Below are 17,313 nucleotides of genomic sequence, written 5' to 3' on the forward strand. Positions count from 1 at the left end.
GCCTTTCAAGCGGACAACGGGTACATCGACAGGGCCGCGCGCACGCGGGTCGCTACGGCAAGGGCCGCGGCCCCGGCGCGGCCGTCCACCGTGGGGCGGGCCTCACCGAGGGCGGCGCAGACGAACTCGTCGAGCTCCGCGGCGAGGTTGTCGCGGGATGGGAGGAGGTGATCCTCGGTGCCGCCCGGCGTGGTGCGGGTGAGCCGACCGGTGAGGAGGTCCGCGTGCCAGGCGCCGCCGGCGTCCTCGATGGTGAGCGCACGCTCCGTGGCGACGGCGCGGCGCGAGGCGGACAGCCGCGCCACCACCCCGTTCGCGAAGTCGAGGCGAGCGGTCGCAGCCTCGCCGCCGTCCGTCGTGCCCGCCGTCACGGCGGTGACGGGCGCCGCAGCGAGCGCGAGGGCGAGGTCGATGTCGTGAATCATCAGGTCGACGACGACGTCGGCCGTCGGCGGCGTCGGCCTCGGCGGGTTGTGCCGCACGGCCTTGATGCTACGGATGCCTTGCGCTCGCTCGGCGATGGCGACGAACGCCGGGGCGAAGCGCTCCACGTGCCCGACCTGGAGAACCACGCCGGCGCGCTCGGCGGCGGCGACGAGGGCAAAGGCGTCGATGTCGCTCGCGGCGATGGGCTTCTCCACGAACACGTGGACGCCGCGCGCGATGAGCGATTCGGCGACGGCGCGGTGCGCCTCGGTCTCAACCGTGATGACCGCGGCGTCGGGCGACACGCTCGCGACGTCCTCGGCCACGCGGGCGCCGTGGGTCGCGGCGCACGCACGAGCGCGCTCGCCGTTGCGGTCCACGACGGTCACCGAGCCGACGCGGGCGTGGCGGGACAGGTGCCGCACATGGTGGCGACCGAAGGATCCGACGCCGACGACGGCAACGTTGAGCGCGTTCATGGCCGGTGAGGTAGCATGCGGTTGTTGTCTTAGAAGTTACCGGCAGGCCACGATGGCGCGATGTCCCGTCAAATGGTGTTGCAGGATGTTACTGGTCTTCGTCCGGATCGATCGCGGTGCACCGGAACCGCTCCCCCGCACCCTGCCCAATGGTGAGTGCGCGGAGGGGCACGTTGCGATGGGGCACGCAGGCCAGACGGCAGCGCGGCGTAGGACGGCATGGTGATCGCGGCGTGCGGCGAGGCGCTGGTCGACCTGATGCCGGACCCTCGTGGGGAGGAGCTCGTCCGCCATCCGATCCTCGGCGGGTCCGCGTACAACGTGGCGATGGGGATCGCGAGGCTCGGCGGTCGCGTTGCCTACGCCTGGGAGCTGTCCACATGACGAGCATGGCGTGCGCTACATGGCGGCGCTCCGGGCGAGCGGTGTGGACGTCACCATGGTGCGGCGGAGCGAGCGTCCGACCCCCGTCGCCATCGTGGACCTCTCCGGTCCCGAGCCGATCTACCGAATCACCGACGTCGGCCGGGTGCTTCACGACATCGTCCCGCCCGACCCCCCGCCGGGGACGCGCTGCCTCGTCGTCGGCTCGGCGGTGCTCGCCCACCAGCCCGTGGCAGGTGCCATCGAGGCGCTATGCGCGCGCGCGCCGGTCCTTGCCATCGACTACAACGTGCGTCAGCCGAGCATCACCGACGCGGCGGCCTACACGGCGCGCCTCGAGCGCCTGTCGCGGCGCGCCGGCATCGTCAAGGCGAGCGTGGCGGACCTTGCGATGATCGGCGAGGCGGACGGGCCAGCCTACATGAGGCGCATGGTCCGCGAGGGGGCGGCGCTTGCCGTGCTGACCGATGGGCCACGCGGTGCTCACGCGTGGAGCGGCGCGGCGAGCGCCTCGGTCCCGGCACCCGCCGTCGAGGTGATCGATTCCGTCGGCGCGGGCGACGCCTTCATGGCGGCGCTCCTCGCGGCACTCCAGGCCGAGGACGCCTTGTCGCATGAGGCCCTCGGGGCGCTCGGCGGCGAGACCCTCGAGTGCCACCTCGTGATGGCGCAGCGCGTTGCCGCGGCCTCCTGCACCAAGCGCGGCGCGCACATGCCCTTCGCCGCCGAACTCTGCCTATAGTGCAGAGGCGGCGGGGCGCTGGCAGCGCCAACCCGACGGACGCACGCGGTTGCCGGGGTTTGTTGCGGCGCCGTGGCGGATCGCCTATGCGTCGCGGCTGCACCGCCGCGGCAGCGCCGGCGGCTCCGGACGATTGCGGCACGGACGGCCTCGACGGGCAGGTCCCTGCCACGTGAGAGTGCCCAGTCGGGCGTTGTGATCGAAGGAGTGAGGGTGTCCGGCACGAGTGTCGCGTTGGTCGGGTCCGCCTGCCGCCTGCCGTCCGCTTCAGGGCTCGACGCGTTCTGGCGCGTGCTCGCCGACGGTCGCTCGGTGGTGAGCAAGATCGACGAGGACCGCTTCGGCACGCGCCAGTACCTCCACCCCGACCGCAGCCGGCCAGGGCGATCGGTCACCTTCGCCGCGGGGCAGATCGACCGGCCTTACGACTTCGACCCGGGCTACTTCGGCATCTCGCCTCGCGAGGCGGCGGCGATGGACCCGCAGCAGCGCGTCCTCCTCGAGGTGGCTGTGGAGGCGCTAGAGAACGCCGGCATCCCCGCCGACCGGCTCGCCGGGCGTCCGGTCGGCGTCTACGTCGGCGCCTCCTCCCTCGACTACTCGAACCAAGCGCAGCTCGATCCGGCGTCCATCGAGCCGCAGTCGATGACCGGCAACACGCTGTCGATCATCGCGAACCGACTGTCCTACGTGTTCGACCTCACGGGACCGAGCTACACCGTCGACACCGCGTGCTCATCCTCGCTCATCGCGCTGCACAACGCGATGGAGGACATCCGGGCGGGGCGCATCGACACGGCGATCGTCGGCGGCGTGTCGTTGCTGCTCAACCCGGTCCCGTTCATCGGCTTCTCACGGGCCTCGATGCTGTCCGCGAACGGGGCGTGCCGTGCGTTCGACGCGGCGGCCGACGGCTACGTCCGCTCCGAGGGTGCGGTGGCGCTGGTGCTGCGCGCCGAGTCCGCCGCCCGGGCGGCGCGTGAGCCGATCCGGGCGCGGCTCGTCGCGAGCGGGATCAACGCAGACGGGCGCACCGCCGGGCTGTCGTTGCCGGCCGCCCGCGCCCAGGCGCAGCTCCTGCACACCGTCTACGAGGCGGCGGAGCTCGACCCCGCGCGGCTCGCCTTCGTCGAGGCGCACGGCACCGGCACGCGCGTCGGCGACCCGGCGGAGACCGAGGCGCTCGGCACCGTGCTCGGGGCGCGGCGCCGGGCAAGGCTCCTCATCGGCTCTTCGAAGACCAACTTCGGCCACCTCGAGCCGGCGTCCGGGCTCGTCGGGGTGCTCAAGGCGCAGCTCGCCCTCGCCAACGACCTGTTCCCGGCCTCGCTGCACTTCAAGACGCCGAACCCGGACATCGACTTCGCGGGGCTGAACCTTGCCGTGGCGACCGAGCCGACGCCGCTGGCGCGCGACGGGACGGTGCGGCTCGCAGGGGTGAACTCGTTCGGCTTCGGCGGCGCGAACGCGCACGTGGTCCTTGCCGACGGCGAGCCGTCGACCGCCGTCGCGGAGCCAGCCGGCGAGGGTCCCCTGGTCCTCACCGCCGCGAGTGTCGCGGCGCTCTCCGCCCTTGCCGCGGCGACGGCGGAACGGCTCGACGGCGCGGACGACGCCGCGGTCCGTCGCCATGTGAACGCCGCGGCGCACCGTCGGTCCCGCCTTGCCCACCGCGCGGTCGTCGAGGTCGCTGAGGGGTCGGCGATGGCGGCGGCGCTGCGCTCCGCCGGCGGGGGCGCACCGGCGCCGTCCGTGAGCGTCGGTGAGGCCGTGGGGCCCGCCCAGGCGCCGGTGTTCGTCTACTGCGGCAACGGCTCGCAGTGGGCTGGCATGGGGCGCGCGGCGTACCAGGGCGACGCCGACTTTCGACGCGCGTTCGACCGGACCGACCGCCACTTCATGTCGTGCGCCGGCTGGTCGCTGGTGAGCATGCTGTTCTCCGCCGACCTCGAGACGGAGATCGAGCGCACCGAGATCGCGCAGCCACTGCTGTTCGCGATCCAGGTCGCGCTGACCGAGGCGTTGGCCCGACGCGGGGTGCGTCCGGCGGCGGTGATCGGCCACTCCGTGGGCGAGGTTGCCGCTGCCTGGGCCTGCGGCGCGCTGCCCCTTGCGGAGGCGGCACGGGTCATCCACGCGCGCTCCACGCAGCAGGAGGTCACTCGGCACCTCGGCGGCATGGCGGCGCTGCTCGCCCCGCTCGAGGAGGCCCAGCGGGCGATCGCGTCGCACGCCGGGCTCGAGGTCGCCGCGGTGAACTCCAGCCGCGCGGTCACGATCTCCGGTCCCCAGGACGCGCTTGCGGCCTTCGCCCGGGAGGCGCGCGAGGCCCGCCTCGTCGTCAAGCGGCTCGACCTCGACTATCCGTTCCATTGCGCGCTGGTGGAGCCCATCCGCGAGCCGCTGCTCGCCGCGCTGGGCGGCATCGCGCCCGGCCCGGCGACGATCCCGATGATCTCCACCGTCACGGGCGAGCCCATCGACGGCGACCGGCTCGGCGCCGACTACTGGTGGCAGAACGTGCGTCGTCCGGTCGCCTTCCAGGCGGCGGCGCTGCGTGCGCTCGCCGACGGGCACCGCCTGTTCGTCGAGGTCGGCCCGCGGCCGGTCCTCACCAACCATCTGGCGGACGCGGCCCGCTTGGCCGAGACGCGCGCCGCGGCGCTCCCCTCGCTGCGCCAGGGCGAGTCAGGGGTCGATCCCGTGGGCGCGGTGGTGCGAAGGATCATGGCGCACGGGGGGGCCGTCGACGAGGCCGCCCTGTTCGGCGCGCCCGTCGCGCCGCCTGACGTGTTGCCGCCCTACCCGTGGCAGCACGCCACCTACCGCACCGCCTTCTCCGACGAGAGCGTCCGCCTCCTCAAGCATCGCGAGCACCCGCTGCTCGGCGAGCGGCTGCGCCTCGACGTGGCTGAGTGGCGCGCGGTGCTCGACGCCGAAGGGCTTCCCTTCCTCGCCGACCACGTGGTCGGCGGCGCGGTGCTGTTCCCCGCCGCGGGTTTCGCCGAGCTCCTCTTGGCCGCGGGCCGCCTCCTCGCACCCGGCGTCGCGCTGGAGCTGCGCGGCCTCGACATCGTGGCCCCGCTGGTGCTCGACGATGGCGAGCGCGAGGTGCGCACCCGCGAGTTCGCGCCCGCCGCCTTCGTGGTGGAGAGCCGCCGGCGCCTGTCGGGCGAGGGCTGGACGCTCCACGCCAAGGGGGACGTCGGCGTCGCGCCGTCCCCTCCGAGCGCCGCCCTCGACGTCGCCGCAGAGGCGGGCGGGGAGCGACGCACCGTCGAAGCGGACGAGATCTACGAGCGCACGGCGCGCTTCGGCCTCGACTACGGGCCCGCCTTCCGCCGTGCGGAGCGCGTGGAGCTGTACGGTGAGGCGCACGCGAGAGTGCACCTCACCGCCGGCGATCGCACGATGGGGTTCGTCCTCGACCCGACCCTGTTCGACGCGTCGTTCCACGCGCTGTTCGCCTTCTTCGACGAGGGCGGGGAGGGCGAGACGATGCTCCCCATCCGCATCGACCGCCTGCGCGTTGCCGCCGACGCCGGCCCACCGGTCAGCGCTGAGCTCCACGTCGAACACCACGGCGAACGGATCGTCGAAGCGCACTACAATTTCACTGATGCCGAGGGTGCGTTGGTCGCGCGGGCGACGGGCGTGCGCTTCCAAAGGGTCGCCCTCGCTCGGGGGCCGGACATCATTCGCGCGGTCCCCAGGCTCGTCCGACTGGCGCGCGCGGGCGAGCCGGCCGCCGGCCTCGCCGCCCGCCTGCCGGCCGAAGCCGTCGGCGACGTGGAGCCGTCCGACGCCGCGCTGACCGTGGAAGCAGGCGTCCTCAGCGCCGCGGCTAAGGCGCTCGCCGCCGCCTTCGCCGAGCCGGCGACGCTGGGCGGACTCATCGCGGCCGGACGCGTCTCGTCTGGCGCCGCGCCGCTCGTCGCGCGCCTCCTCCCCGCGCTCGCCGCTGCGGGGATCGCGAGGGAGGAGGACGGAAGGTACAGCCTCGTTGCCGACCCCATCCCCCTCGCGGACATCGTCACCCTCCTCGTGGAGGAGCGTCCCGAGCGGCTCGCTGAGGCGACCATCCTCGCCGCGCTTCCTGGCGCGCTCACCGCAGCGCTGGCGCGAGGGCCAAGCGAGCGGCCCTGGAGCGAGGGCCTGCTCTCGCACCTTGCGTGCGACGCCCCGTTCGTCGCGCCGGCGAACGAGGCGTTGTGCGGTTGGCTGCAGCCCATCCTCCGCGAGGACGCAGCGCGGCGCGTCTGCGTGGTCGGCGCCGGCAACGTCGGCCTTCTGCGACGCCTCGCGATGAGCGCGAACCCTTACACGGTTCAGCTCGTCATCACCGACCGCGACGAGGCACGCCTGGAGCGTGCGCGGCTGGTGTTCGAGCGTCGCCCGGGCGTCGCGTTTGCGACGTTCGGCGACCTCGGCGAAGGCCCGCGGTGCGACGTCCTGATGGTCGCCGCGGAGCTCGGCCCGACGCCGCTCGACGGCCTCGCCGGGCTCCTGCGCCCGGGTGGCATCCTCATCGGCGCCGCGCTCAGGCCGAGCCTGTTCGCCGACGTCGTGGGCGGGCTCACGGCGTCCTGGTGGTCGGACACCAGCGGGCGGGGCGTTGGGCCGCTCCGTACCGCACCGGAGTGGGCAGCCGCGCTCGCGACCACCGGCTGGCAGGAGGCCTCGGCTGAGGTGCTTGCGTGCGGTGAGACGGATGCAGTGCTCTTCGTCGCGCGCCGTAAGGGGTCGGCCGAGCCGTGCGCCCCGGCGAGCCACGCGCTCAGCGCGGTGGGTCCGATGGCGCGGCGCACCCTCGGCGCGCTGTCGGCGATGGCCGATCCGGCTCCCGTCGTCGGTGACCTGTCCGTCGTCCCAGAAGGCGCCTGCGTCCTCGCCGTGGACGTGCCGGACGCCGCGGGACTTGCCGGCTCCCTCGCCGACCTCGGCCGGTTCCTCACCGCGCTGGGTCCAGAGCCGCGCCACGTCACGCTCGTCACCTTCGGCGCGCACGGCGGCGATGGCGCGAGGATCGTCCCGGCCGCCGCCGCGGTCGCCGCCTACGGACGGGTCGCTATGAACGAGCTTCCCCACCTCGACGTGCGCCTCGTCGACGTCGCCGCGACGTTCGACGCCAGCGAGGCGGCGGTGCGGCTCAACGCCGAGCTCGCGGAGCCGAACGGCGAGCGCGAGGTCGTGCTGTCCAGCGACCACCGCAGCGTGGTCCGTTACGTCCCCAACGAACCTGCGCTGCCTGGCGACGCGCTGGCGCTCGCGGTGCCGCGCCAGGGGTCCATCGACCACCTCGCGTGGGAGGGGCGGCCGCACCCAGAGCTGCCGGCGGATGCTGTCCGAGTGCGCGTCGCGGCCACCGGGCTCAACTTCCGCGACGTGATGTGGACGCTCGGTCTGCTGCCTCACGAGGCGCTGGAGGACGGCTACGCGGGCGCCACGCTCGGGATGGAGTGCGCCGGCACCGTGGAGTGCGTCGGCGACGGCGTGACCGACCTCGCGCCCGGCGACCCCGTGCTGGCGTTCGCGCCGGCGGCCTTCGCAAGCCACGTGACGGTGCGCGCGGACGCCGTGGTCCGCCGACCGGACGGCCTTTCCGCGGAGGCCGCCGCTACGATGCCGGTTGCCTTCCTCACCGCATACTACGCGCTCGTCGAGCTCGCACGGCTCGAGGAGGGAGAGACCGTGCTCGTCCACGGCGGCGCCGGCGGGGTCGGCCTCGCCGCGCTGCAGGTCGCGAGGTGGCGCGGCGCACGGGTCTTCGCGACCGCCGGCAGTCCTGAGAAGCGTGCGCTGCTCGAGGCCCTCGGCGCCGAGCGCGTGTTCTCCTCCCGCGACCTCACCTTTGCTGACGAGGCGCTCGGCGCCACCGGTGGCACGGGGGTCGACGTCGTGCTCAACTCGCTCGCCGGCGAGGCGATGGTGCGGAGCCTCGACGCCCTGCGCCCGTTCGGCCGCTTCTGCGAGCTCGGCAAGCGGGACTTCTACGAGGACACGCGCCTGGGCCTCCGGCCGTTCCGGCGCAACCTGTCCTACTTCGGCATCGACGCCGACCAGCTCCTGCGCCACCGGCCGGCGCTCGCACGCCGCCTCCTCGCCGACATCGTGGGGATGGTCGAGGCCGGGGACCTCGCGCCGCTCCCCTACAGGGTCTTCGCCGCCGATGGCGTCAAGGACGCCTTCCGGCTCATGCAGTCGGCCCAGCACGTGGGAAAGATCGTCGTGACCGCGCCGTCACCACCCAGCGCCGCCACGGCGCGTCCCCCGATCGTCGATCCGAAGAAGGCGTACCTCCTTGTCGGGGGCACCTCCGGCTTCGGCTTCGCCACAGCACGTTGGCTCGCCGCACGGGGTGCGCGGCACCTCGTCCTCGCGAGCCGGAGCGGCGTCGGGGGCGACGAGGTCGCAAGGGCCATCGACGCGATGCGCGCCGACGGCGTCGCAGTCGAGGTGGCGGTGCTCGACGTGACGGACGCCGCCACGGTGCGCGGCCTCGTCGAGAAGATCACCGCGGAGCGACCGCTCGGCGGCGTCTGGCACATGGCGATGGTGCTCGACGACGCGCTGCTCGGCGCCTTGGACGCCGCGCGCCACGAGGCGGTGCTCGCCCCGAAGGTCCTCGGCGCGGCGGCGCTCGAGGCGGCGACGGCGGACGTCGCCCTCGACCACTTCGTGCTCTACTCCTCGCTCACCGTTGCGTTCGGCAACCCCGGTCAGGCGAACTACGTCGCCGCCAACGCGGCGCTCGAAGCGGTCGCGCGCCGCCGCCGCGCCGAGGGCCGTCCGGCGCTGGCCGTCGCGTGGGGAGCGATCTCGGACGTGGGGGTCCTGTCGCGCGGCGGCGCGGCGGGCGAGCTCCTCGGACGCAAGCTCGGCCGCAGCGCGATGACGTCGTCGGAGGCGCTCGCGATCCTCGGGCAGCTCATCGCGGAGGGGGCGATGACCGAGGGGTCCGCCGTCCGCATGGTGGGCCGGGTCGACTGGGCTGCCGCGCGCCGCGAGCTCGCCATCGCCGCGAGCCCGGCGTTCGAGGCGGTCGCTGACGCCGTCGACGTGGAGCGTGACGTGGCGGACGGCCGCGCGCTGTCCGCCCGGCTCGCCGGGCTCGAGCCCGCCGAGGCGACGCGCGAGGTCATCCGCCTGCTGTCGGTGGAGATCTCGCACATCCTGAAGCTCCCGGCCTCCGAGGTGGACCCGCACAAGCCGCTGACCGCGCTTGGCATGGACTCGCTCATGGGGGTCGAGCTGCGCATGTCCGCCGAGGAGCGGCTCGGCGTCGACATCCCGCTGATGTCGCTGACCGCCGGCGCGACGCTGGCGGACATCGCGCGCAGGGTGGTCGAGCGCGCGGGCAAAACGTCGGACGGCGACGCCTCTACGGACGCGTTGATCGCTCGGCACGTCGGCGCGTCGCCGGCCGAGGGGTCGCGTGAGGCCGTGGAGGCGGTGCTCAGCCGCACCGCCGGTGTGCGGACCATCCTGTCGTGAGGCGACGCGGCGGCGGCGGCCTGAAGGACGCGGCGCGAGACCAGCTCCTCGCCGCGGCACGCGCCTCCCGCAAGATCGGGCTCGAGCGGCGCCTCGATCGCCTGATGCCTGCGGCGGCCGAGGGGCGGACCGAGGCCGCGTTCGACTTCGGGACGCTGGAGCCGGCGCGCCAGCTCAGGATCCAGCGTGCGGCGGCAGAGGTGCTCGGCATCGACATGCCGTTCTTCCGACCCCACGAGGTGCGCGCGGCCGCGCACACCCGCATCGACGGGCGCGACCTCATCAACTTCTCATCCTACGACTACTGCGGGCTGAACGGGCACCCACGCGTCACCGCCGCGGCGACCGCTGCGACGGACGCGTTCGGCACCTCGGTCTCCGCCTCGCGCGTCGTTTCCGGGGAGCGGCCGTTCCACCGCGACCTCGAGCGCAGCCTGGCCCACTTCCTCGGCACCCAGGATGCCGTCGCCATGGTGTCGGGTCACGCCACCAACGTGACCACCATCGGCCACCTCGTCGGCCCCAAGGACCTCGTCCTCGCGGACGCGTTCATCCACAACTCCATCGTCGAGGGCGTGCGCCTCGCGGGCGCCACGCGCGTCACGTTCCGGCACAACGACCTCGATCACCTCGCCGAGCTTCTGGCGGCCAACCGGCACAAGCACAAGCGGGCGCTGATCGCCGTGGAGGGGCTCTACTCCATGGACGGCGACGTGCCCCCGCTCGCGCGTCTCGTGCGGCTGAAGAACCGGCACGACGCGTGGCTCCTGGTGGACGAGGCCCACGCGCTGGGCGTCGTCGGCGCGACGGGGCGCGGGCTCGCCGAGCGCGAGGGCGTCGACCCGTCCTCCGTGGAGATCTGGATGGGCACGCTGTCGAAGACGCTCGCCTCCTGCGGCGGCTTCATCGCCGGCTCGACGGCCCTCGTCGAGTACCTGAAGGCCACCGCGCCGGGCTTCGTGTTCTCCGTCGGGATGCCGCCGGCGAGCGCGGCCGCAGCGCTGGAGGCCCTCGCCGTCCTCGAGGAGGAGCCCGAACGCGTGGCGGCGCTCGCGGCCAACGGCCGACGCTTCCTGGAGGCGGCGCGTGCGGCCGGGCTCGACACGGGGACGAGCGAGGGGCTCGCGGTGATCCCGGTGATCGTGCGCGACTCCATCGTCGCGGCGATGGTCTCCCACCGGCTCGGCGTCGCTGGGGTCAACGCCCAGCCGATCATCTTTCCCGCCGTGCCGGAGAAGGCGGCGCGGCTCCGCTTCTTCATCAACTCGACGCATTCGGCTGAGGACATCGACACCGCAGTCCGTCTTACGGCCGAGTGCTTGGAGCGGACCCGACGCGACGGGGAGGGGCTCGCGCAGCTCGCCGAGCGCTTGCGTTAGCGAAGGGGCGACCCACGCTTTACGCTGGCAGGCTGCTGAAGACGTGCGGTTCGTGGGCGCGCTGCGTATCGCCAGCGGCGTAGCAGTGCGGGTGATGCGAGCGGAGCGGTTGCACGACGGCCCGGTCCGGCCGTGCCGTGCCGGTCCGGCGAGGCGTCGGAGGGTGTCGCGGCCGCCATCGTCGTGAAGGCGATGTCGACCTCGGCGAGGCCGCGGCCTCGGCCTTGGCGAGGCCGGCCTGCGCCTCGATCCGGCCGAACACCTCCTCGATCCGTGCCGCGCAAGACCGCCCCGGCGTTGCGCCCGGAGACGGCATGTCGTCGTCCCTTCCGCCCGAAGCTCTTCATAGGGGCCACGCCTCGATCGGCGTACCGTCGACGGGAAGAGTGCTCGGCCGACATGAGCGCCTTCGCCTCCGGCAGCGCGACGAGCGCGGCGCGGAACTCACGGGCCACGTCGCCCTCCATCGGCCGCACCCGATCGTGGGGAACGGTGGTCGGATGCCGGACGGCGTTGTCGAGTCGGAGCCCAAGCCCGAGCCCGGCGAACCGGCGGAACAGGAGGTCGAAGTCGACCGGCTCCATGGGCTGGCGCACCGAGCGCACCGAGTAGAGCGCCTGAGCCGCGTCGCCCGGAGCCACGTCTCCGGTGGGATCGACGGGCGGCCCATCCGCGAAGGGACCGCTGCCACCCTTGGATCGAGCTTGGCGAGCGCCGCATCGCAAGGCGCGCGGATCTCGCGCAGGGTGGTCGTCCTCGAGCGGCACGGATGAGACCTTGTGCCGACCGGCGATGGCGGCGGGGCATGGGCTATGGAAACACTGAAGGCGTCCTCACGCGCGGAGGCATCGACGAGCTGGGCCTCGACATACGCTACCGGACGATCGTCGCGGCGGTCTGGACGCTCGATGCGCCGCGGGTGCGGTCGAACACGACGTCATCGTCGCGTCGAGGCGCGCCGTGGGACGTGGCGCCAGAAGCGGGGTCGCGCTCCTCGAAATGATGGGTGCCCTTGCGGTCATGGCGCTGACCGCGGTCGTCGTCGCGGACGCGTTCGGCTTCTTCGGCCGTGCGCTCTCCGGTGTCGATCGCCTCGCCGCACCCTCGGCGCGTGCGATGACGAGGCATCAGGTGCGAAGTTGGGCTGTAGCTGTGTCGCTGTCGCCCGAAAGGCTCGCGGGGAAGGACCGGTTCGTAGGCGAGCCGGACTTCCTTAGGTTATTCGCAAGGCTCGGCGCGCCGTGGGATGACAAGGCTGTGGTAACTGCCACGCTCGACCGTGGGTCCCAAGACGAGGCACGCTGGTCGCGGTGGCTCGCGGTGCCTCACCGCGCGGCGAGCCTTTCAAGTTGTGGCAACTTCTCGCCCGTCACGTCGAGGACGGGACGATCGCGTACCGCGGCGAGCCAGTGCTGTGATGGCGCTCGGTTGGATTCAGGGCTGGCCGGAGGGATCGCGTTGGTCCCCGCTGGTCGCCGCCATGCTCCTCTCCGACCTAGCGCTCCTCGCGAGGCGCGGACGGGGGCGGGATGCTGTGACGGTGGGGACGTCTCATCGAGACGAACCGTGAGGCGTTCGCGCAATGGTCGGCCCACGAGCCGACGCGCGTCGAGGCTGCACGGGCCCGGATCCGCCGTGGTTCAGGGAGGCCGCCGTTCGAGCTCGATGCCCTTGCGATCGGACGCAACCGGTCTCAAGTGGATGGTGATGGTGGAGTGCGTTGCAAACACCGACGGCCGGCGGGACGCGTTCGAGATCACCCTTCGACCCGTGGGCAGGTAGCCAGACCTCGCCGACGCTGGCCGCGCGACCCAGTGGGTCGCTCAGAAGGTGCGCACCGGCTGAGCCCGGCCCAGCAGCCCGGCACCGCGATTGCCTCCTCGGCTCATTTCACGATGAAGCGCGCCGGCGTCGTCGTCGCCCGCTGGGTCGACGAACCCAACACCGCGCGGCCTTACGCGGCGATCGGCACCATGACGCCCGCCGCCTACGCCGCGACCCAAAAACCGCAACGGGCGTCGATGCGCCACCTCGAAAGCCCGCACCGATGCCCGTTGCTACCGAGACCGCTCACGCGCCATCCTCAACCCACGATCCCAGTTGCGGTTGGGTGAACAACACGGGCCAGATCACACGAAGGGATGGACGCCGGCTGGGGCGCCCAGCGGCGCGCGGCTGCAAGGACTTCTGAACAACGACGTCGGGCGGCGGACCGACTGGACTTCCCACGGCAGTCGAGCGTGAGTGCTCGGACGCCGCTGAAGAGGCTGCGCAGCCTGGCCATCGCGACGAGCCGGGCTCGTCTCGGTAGTCGCGACGGACAAGCCGTCACGGCGTCCGAGGAGAATTGTCATGGTGACGCACAGATGGTCTACCAGGGATTCGTCCCGCATCCGGCGGCCCCGGGGACGCTTTCAGCGAATGCGCCCTGGGTCGGCTTGCCCGACGCGATGTAGCGCCGGTCGAGCCGGGCCGGCTGGGTGATGGCCCGGACCGGGGCCTCGCGTTCGGCATTCGGTCACCTACAGCAGCTCCTCGCCAGCCGGTCTACCTCGGCAAGGTCAGGCACAGGGACGCGATCCATGATGGCGTGCATGAAGCGATCGACGATCGTGCGCTGTTCGAGGAGGTGCAAGGAAGCTTGCCGCCGGTGCGCGGCTGCGCCAGGCGGGGCCGAGCTGCTCGCTGCCCCGCTTCGCGGGGCGCGTTTCTCGACCAGACGGGTGACCGGCTGACGCCGACGCACGCCCATCGGAGCAGACGGCGTTACAAGTACTACATCTCCCGTCGCCTGATCCAACGACGAGCGTCGGATGCAGGGGGAGGGCGCATCCCGGCCGGCGTGCTCGATGGTGCCGCGATCGACGTCGCCCGGCGGCTCCTTCGGGACCGGGCGCGGCTCCCGGATGGGCTCGGCGTTTGCACCGACGCCTCGACGATCGAAGCGTTGTCGGCCAACGCCGGTCGGCTCAAGGCGCAGTGCGGCGGAACGGCGCCTCGCGTGCTTCGCCACGTCGTCGCCCACGTCGTCGCCGCACCCGAGCAGTTCACCGGCGAGTTCGGGCGCGACAGGCTCGTCCAGCTGCGTCTCAGCGAGGCTGCACGCGATCGTGCGTCCGCCCGTCCTCCGTCGGATGCAGCCGATCCGATCATCATGAGTGTCCCGTGGCAGGTGAGGCAACGCGGGGTCGAGGTGCGGGTCGTCCTGAACGGCGCAGAGGGGGCTGCCGATCCGCACCTCGCCGCGCTGCTCGGCAAGGCCCACCGTGTGCTCGCGCTCCTGACCGGCGGAGGCGCGTCCTCGATCGATGCGGCGGCGCGCGTCGTCGGCATCGACCGGATCGAGGCGAGCCGCATCCTCCCGCTCGCCTTCCTTGCCCGGACATCACGTGCGCGATCGTTGCAGCTCGGGGCCTCCTGAACTGACGGCGACGGCGGTGGGACGCTTCTGCACCTCCCGACGGACTGGTCCGCCCAACACCGCCTGCTCGGCTTCACCCTCCCGCTCGCCTTCCTTGCGCCGGACATCACGTGCGCGATCGTTGCAGCTCGGGGCTTCTTGAACTGACGGCGACGGCGCTGGGACGCCTCCGCCACCTCCCGACGGACTGGTCCGCCCAACGCCGCCTGCTCGGCTTCACCGATCCGCGCTGAGGGGCACTGCGGTGGGTATGACGCATGCGTCGTCGCGCAACGCGATGCGGCTCCCTGACGTTTGGACGCCGAAGAGGCTGCACGGGGACCCAGCGGCCACTTGTGCTCGGCGTCGCGTCTAGGCTCCAAACCGCGACGGCAGTCCTCCCAGAAAGCCCGCGGCGCGCCAGCGTCTTTGCGGGAGACCGAGACCACCCACCGTATGGGCCGGTGCGTGGTGGTGCAGGCAGTTCGCTGCGAACCCGTCTCCGCCGAGCCGTTGCCGGATGCAGGGAAAGTGCAGGGAATTGCGCGCGAATGAGGCGCATCGGACCCGATCATCGGGGCCATTCGGCGAAGTTTGTTGCATCCATAGAGGCGTTTTTCCTGCACGACTGATCAGGTAGTCATCGTGACGGTCTCTCCTGCGATCAGCCAACTGTCGGGTAACGCCCCGACCCTCTGACCCGCGAACTGATCGCTGCGGAGAGACGTGCCTTCGTGCGTCTTGCACACGACGCGGCCACTATAAAACCCGCTTGATGGATAGTCGACGGACAGCTATCGAAAAGTCGACTGATCTCGTTCGCAACAAGGATGATCGTACGTAGGCGGTCGTACCGAAATTCCCCCGCGTTAAGGGGCCATCTACTATGCGGCAAGGTCGTAGTGCGCAGGATGCGAACGAGGAAAAACCCATCGGCAGAAGAACGACATGCTTACCATCCCCCAACTCACCGTCCAACAGCGTGCCATCGCCTCGCTGCGACCCTGGGCACGCAATGCTCGCACTCACTCCAAGAAGCAGATCCGCCAGATCGCCGACAGCATCGACATGTTCGGCTTCACCAACCCCGTGCTGATCGATCGTCAGGGCACGATCTTGGCCGGGCACGGCCGGGTCAGGGCCGCCTCGCTTCTTGGCCTGTGCGAAGTCCCCTGCGTCGAGCTCGACCACTTGAGCGAGGATCAGAAGCGCGCCTACGTCCTCGCCGACAACAAGCTGGCCGAGCAGGCTCGGTGGGACAAGGAGCTCCTCGCCTCGAGCTCGGCGAGCTCATCGAGCTCGACTTCCCGGTCGACGTGATCGGCTTCGAACCCGCCGAGATCGAGCTGATCCTGTCCGATCACGGCCTCGACCGCGGCGGTGACGTCGACGCCGAGGATGAGGTTGGCGCGCTCATCACGGAGGCGCCGCCCGTGACCCGCCTTGGGGATCTGTGGTCGCTCGGCCCGCACCGCCTGCTGTGCGGCGACGCGCGCAGCGAGGGCGACTACGCCCGGCTCCTCGACGGCGATCGCGCTCGGGCGGTCGTCACCGATCCGCCGTACAACGTGCGCATCAACGGCCACGTCGCCTTGCGCGGCCGCCACCGCGAGTTCGCGATGGCCTCCGGCGAGATGTCGAGCGTCGCGTTCACCGACTTCCTCAGGACGGTGTTCGGCGTGATGGCGGCCGTCTCCGAGCCCGGCGCGCTGCACTTCGTCTTCATGGATTGGCGGCATCTCGCGGAGGCCCTTGCGGCCGGCGAAGAGGCCTACGACGAGCTCCTCAACCTCGTCGTCTGGAACAAGGTGACGCCCGGCATGGGCTCGTTCTACCGCTCGCAGCACGAGCTCGTCCTGCTGTTCCGCGCCAACGGCGGGCCGCACCTCAACACCGTCGAGCTCGGTCGGCACGGGCGCAACCGGAGCAACGTTTGGAGCTACCGCGGCCTGGCTGGGTTCGGCGACGGCCGGCAGGAGGCGCTCGCCTCCACCCGACGGTGAAGCCCGTCGCCATGATCGCCGACGCGCTCGTCGACTGCAGCCGGCGCAGGGACGTCGTGCTCGACCCGTTCTGCGGCTCCGGATCGACGCTGATCGCGGCGCAGAAGGTCAACCGGCGGGCCCGGCTGATGGAGATCGACGCGCACTACTGCGACCTCGCCGTCCGGCGCTGGCAGACCTTCACCGGCCAGGTCGCTCGCCACGCCGACACCGGTGTCGCGTTCGGCATCGACGTCCACCGCGACGTCGAGGAGGTGGCGCCGTGACCGGGACGGACGACGAGGTCGGGTATGGCCGGCCGCCGAAGGCGCATCGCTTTCGCAAGGGCCGGTCGGGCAACCTCCGTGGGCGACCCAAGGGCTCGAGGAACATCGGAAAGATGCTCAAGGACGTTCTCTCCAAGACGCACGTCGTCCGCGAGGGTGGCGAGGTCAAACGGCTGTCGAACTCCGAGATCATGCTGCGGCAGCTCGTCACCAAGGCTCTCAAGGGTGACGGCCATCACCGTCGACTTCACCGCCTACCTACTGGGTCGGCAACCAAAGACCGCATCATCTCCCCGAGCTACGCGGAGGCTATCGGCCAAATCCGCCAGCGGCACTCGCTGCGTCATGCAGAGCGTTTGGTACCGGCGCATCTTCCCCGCCACCGTGCTGCAGCGTGTGTCCGAGCAGGAGCCGACGATCACAGCGGGCGGCTCGCGCCTCGCAACCTTGCTGGGCGGCACGCTGACACGCCGTGGCGCGGACATCATGAGCAGCGCCCTCGTCGCGGACCTTCGCTGCGAGGGCATCGCCTCCACGGGCGTGAGCGCTGGTACCACTGCCTCGGCCTTCCTCGTCGCCCTCATCAAAGCGGCGCTGTACAGGATCCGCACTGTGCCGACCGACAACGGCATCCAGTTCCGTTATCCGCCGCGCTACGCCGAGGGCCGACCGCGCAGTACATGACCCACCTGCTCGACAAGCGATGCCGCGAGCACGGCATCGATCGGCGCGCAGTATAG

At 71.9% G+C, this 17,313-nt stretch carries 9 protein-coding genes and 2 pseudogenes; 10 read left to right on the forward strand and 1 reads right to left on the reverse strand.

Translation table 11 applies throughout. The features are described from left to right. Positions 1 to 5: 5 nt before the first annotated feature. Positions 6 to 905: a Gfo/Idh/MocA family protein gene (locus ACOOE8_RS15545; protein WP_420392339.1), complete on the reverse strand. Its 900-nt coding sequence runs from the start codon at positions 903 to 905 to the stop codon at positions 6 to 8. 219 nt (positions 906 to 1,124) lie between these two features. On the opposite strand from ACOOE8_RS15545, the gene ACOOE8_RS15550 reads away from it, so the two are divergent. The 10 genes and pseudogenes from ACOOE8_RS15550 to ACOOE8_RS15595 all read left to right on the forward strand — a co-directional run. After that, on the forward strand, positions 1,125 to 1,289 hold the full coding sequence (locus ACOOE8_RS15550; protein WP_420392340.1) for a hypothetical protein: 165 nt from the start codon (positions 1,125 to 1,127) through the stop codon (positions 1,287 to 1,289). A gap of 19 nt (positions 1,290 to 1,308) precedes the next feature. After that, the gene (locus ACOOE8_RS15555) at positions 1,309 to 2,031 is read left to right on the forward strand and encodes a PfkB family carbohydrate kinase (RefSeq protein ID WP_420394728.1); all 723 of its coding nucleotides are present in this window, start codon (positions 1,309 to 1,311) and stop codon (positions 2,029 to 2,031) included. Between the two features lie 213 nt (positions 2,032 to 2,244). Beyond that, entirely contained in the window at positions 2,245 to 9,525 is a 7,281-nt protein-coding gene (locus ACOOE8_RS15560) for a type I polyketide synthase (RefSeq protein ID WP_420392341.1), read from the forward strand. Beyond that, a complete protein-coding gene (locus ACOOE8_RS15565; RefSeq protein WP_420392342.1) occupies positions 9,522 to 10,904 on the forward strand; it encodes an aminotransferase class I/II-fold pyridoxal phosphate-dependent enzyme in 1,383 nt (460 codons plus the stop codon). Before ACOOE8_RS15560 ends, ACOOE8_RS15565 begins: the two co-directional genes overlap by 4 nt. A gap of 3,001 nt (positions 10,905 to 13,905) precedes the next feature. Next, positions 13,906 to 14,325 (forward strand): hypothetical protein, encoded by a 420-nt coding sequence (locus ACOOE8_RS15570; protein WP_420392343.1) that lies wholly within the window; start codon positions 13,906 to 13,908, stop codon positions 14,323 to 14,325. A 927-nt stretch (positions 14,326 to 15,252) separates the two neighbouring features. After that, positions 15,253 to 15,624, forward strand: a complete 372-nt coding sequence (locus tag ACOOE8_RS15575; RefSeq protein ID WP_420392344.1) for a ParB/Srx family N-terminal domain-containing protein — start codon at positions 15,253 to 15,255, stop codon at positions 15,622 to 15,624. Next, positions 15,558 to 16,307, forward strand: a complete 750-nt coding sequence (locus tag ACOOE8_RS15580; protein WP_420392345.1) for a DNA methyltransferase — start codon at positions 15,558 to 15,560, stop codon at positions 16,305 to 16,307. Before ACOOE8_RS15575 ends, ACOOE8_RS15580 begins: the two co-directional genes overlap by 67 nt. 11 nt (positions 16,308 to 16,318) lie before the next feature. Next, positions 16,319 to 16,573 (forward strand): DNA methyltransferase, encoded by a 255-nt coding sequence (locus ACOOE8_RS15585; RefSeq protein ID WP_420392346.1) that lies wholly within the window; start codon positions 16,319 to 16,321, stop codon positions 16,571 to 16,573. Then, positions 16,570 to 16,758: pseudogene (locus tag ACOOE8_RS15590) on the forward strand (DUF5681 domain-containing protein); the annotation flags it as partial. The gene ACOOE8_RS15585 and the pseudogene ACOOE8_RS15590, both read left to right, overlap by 4 nt. Before the next feature lie 367 nt (positions 16,759 to 17,125). Then, positions 17,126 to 17,304: pseudogene (locus ACOOE8_RS15595) on the forward strand (IS481 family transposase); the annotation flags it as partial. Positions 17,305 to 17,313: the final 9 nt, after the last annotated feature.

It is taken from the genome of Acuticoccus sp., from assembly GCF_965213555.1.
GTDB lineage: Bacteria > Pseudomonadota > Alphaproteobacteria > Rhizobiales > Amorphaceae > Acuticoccus.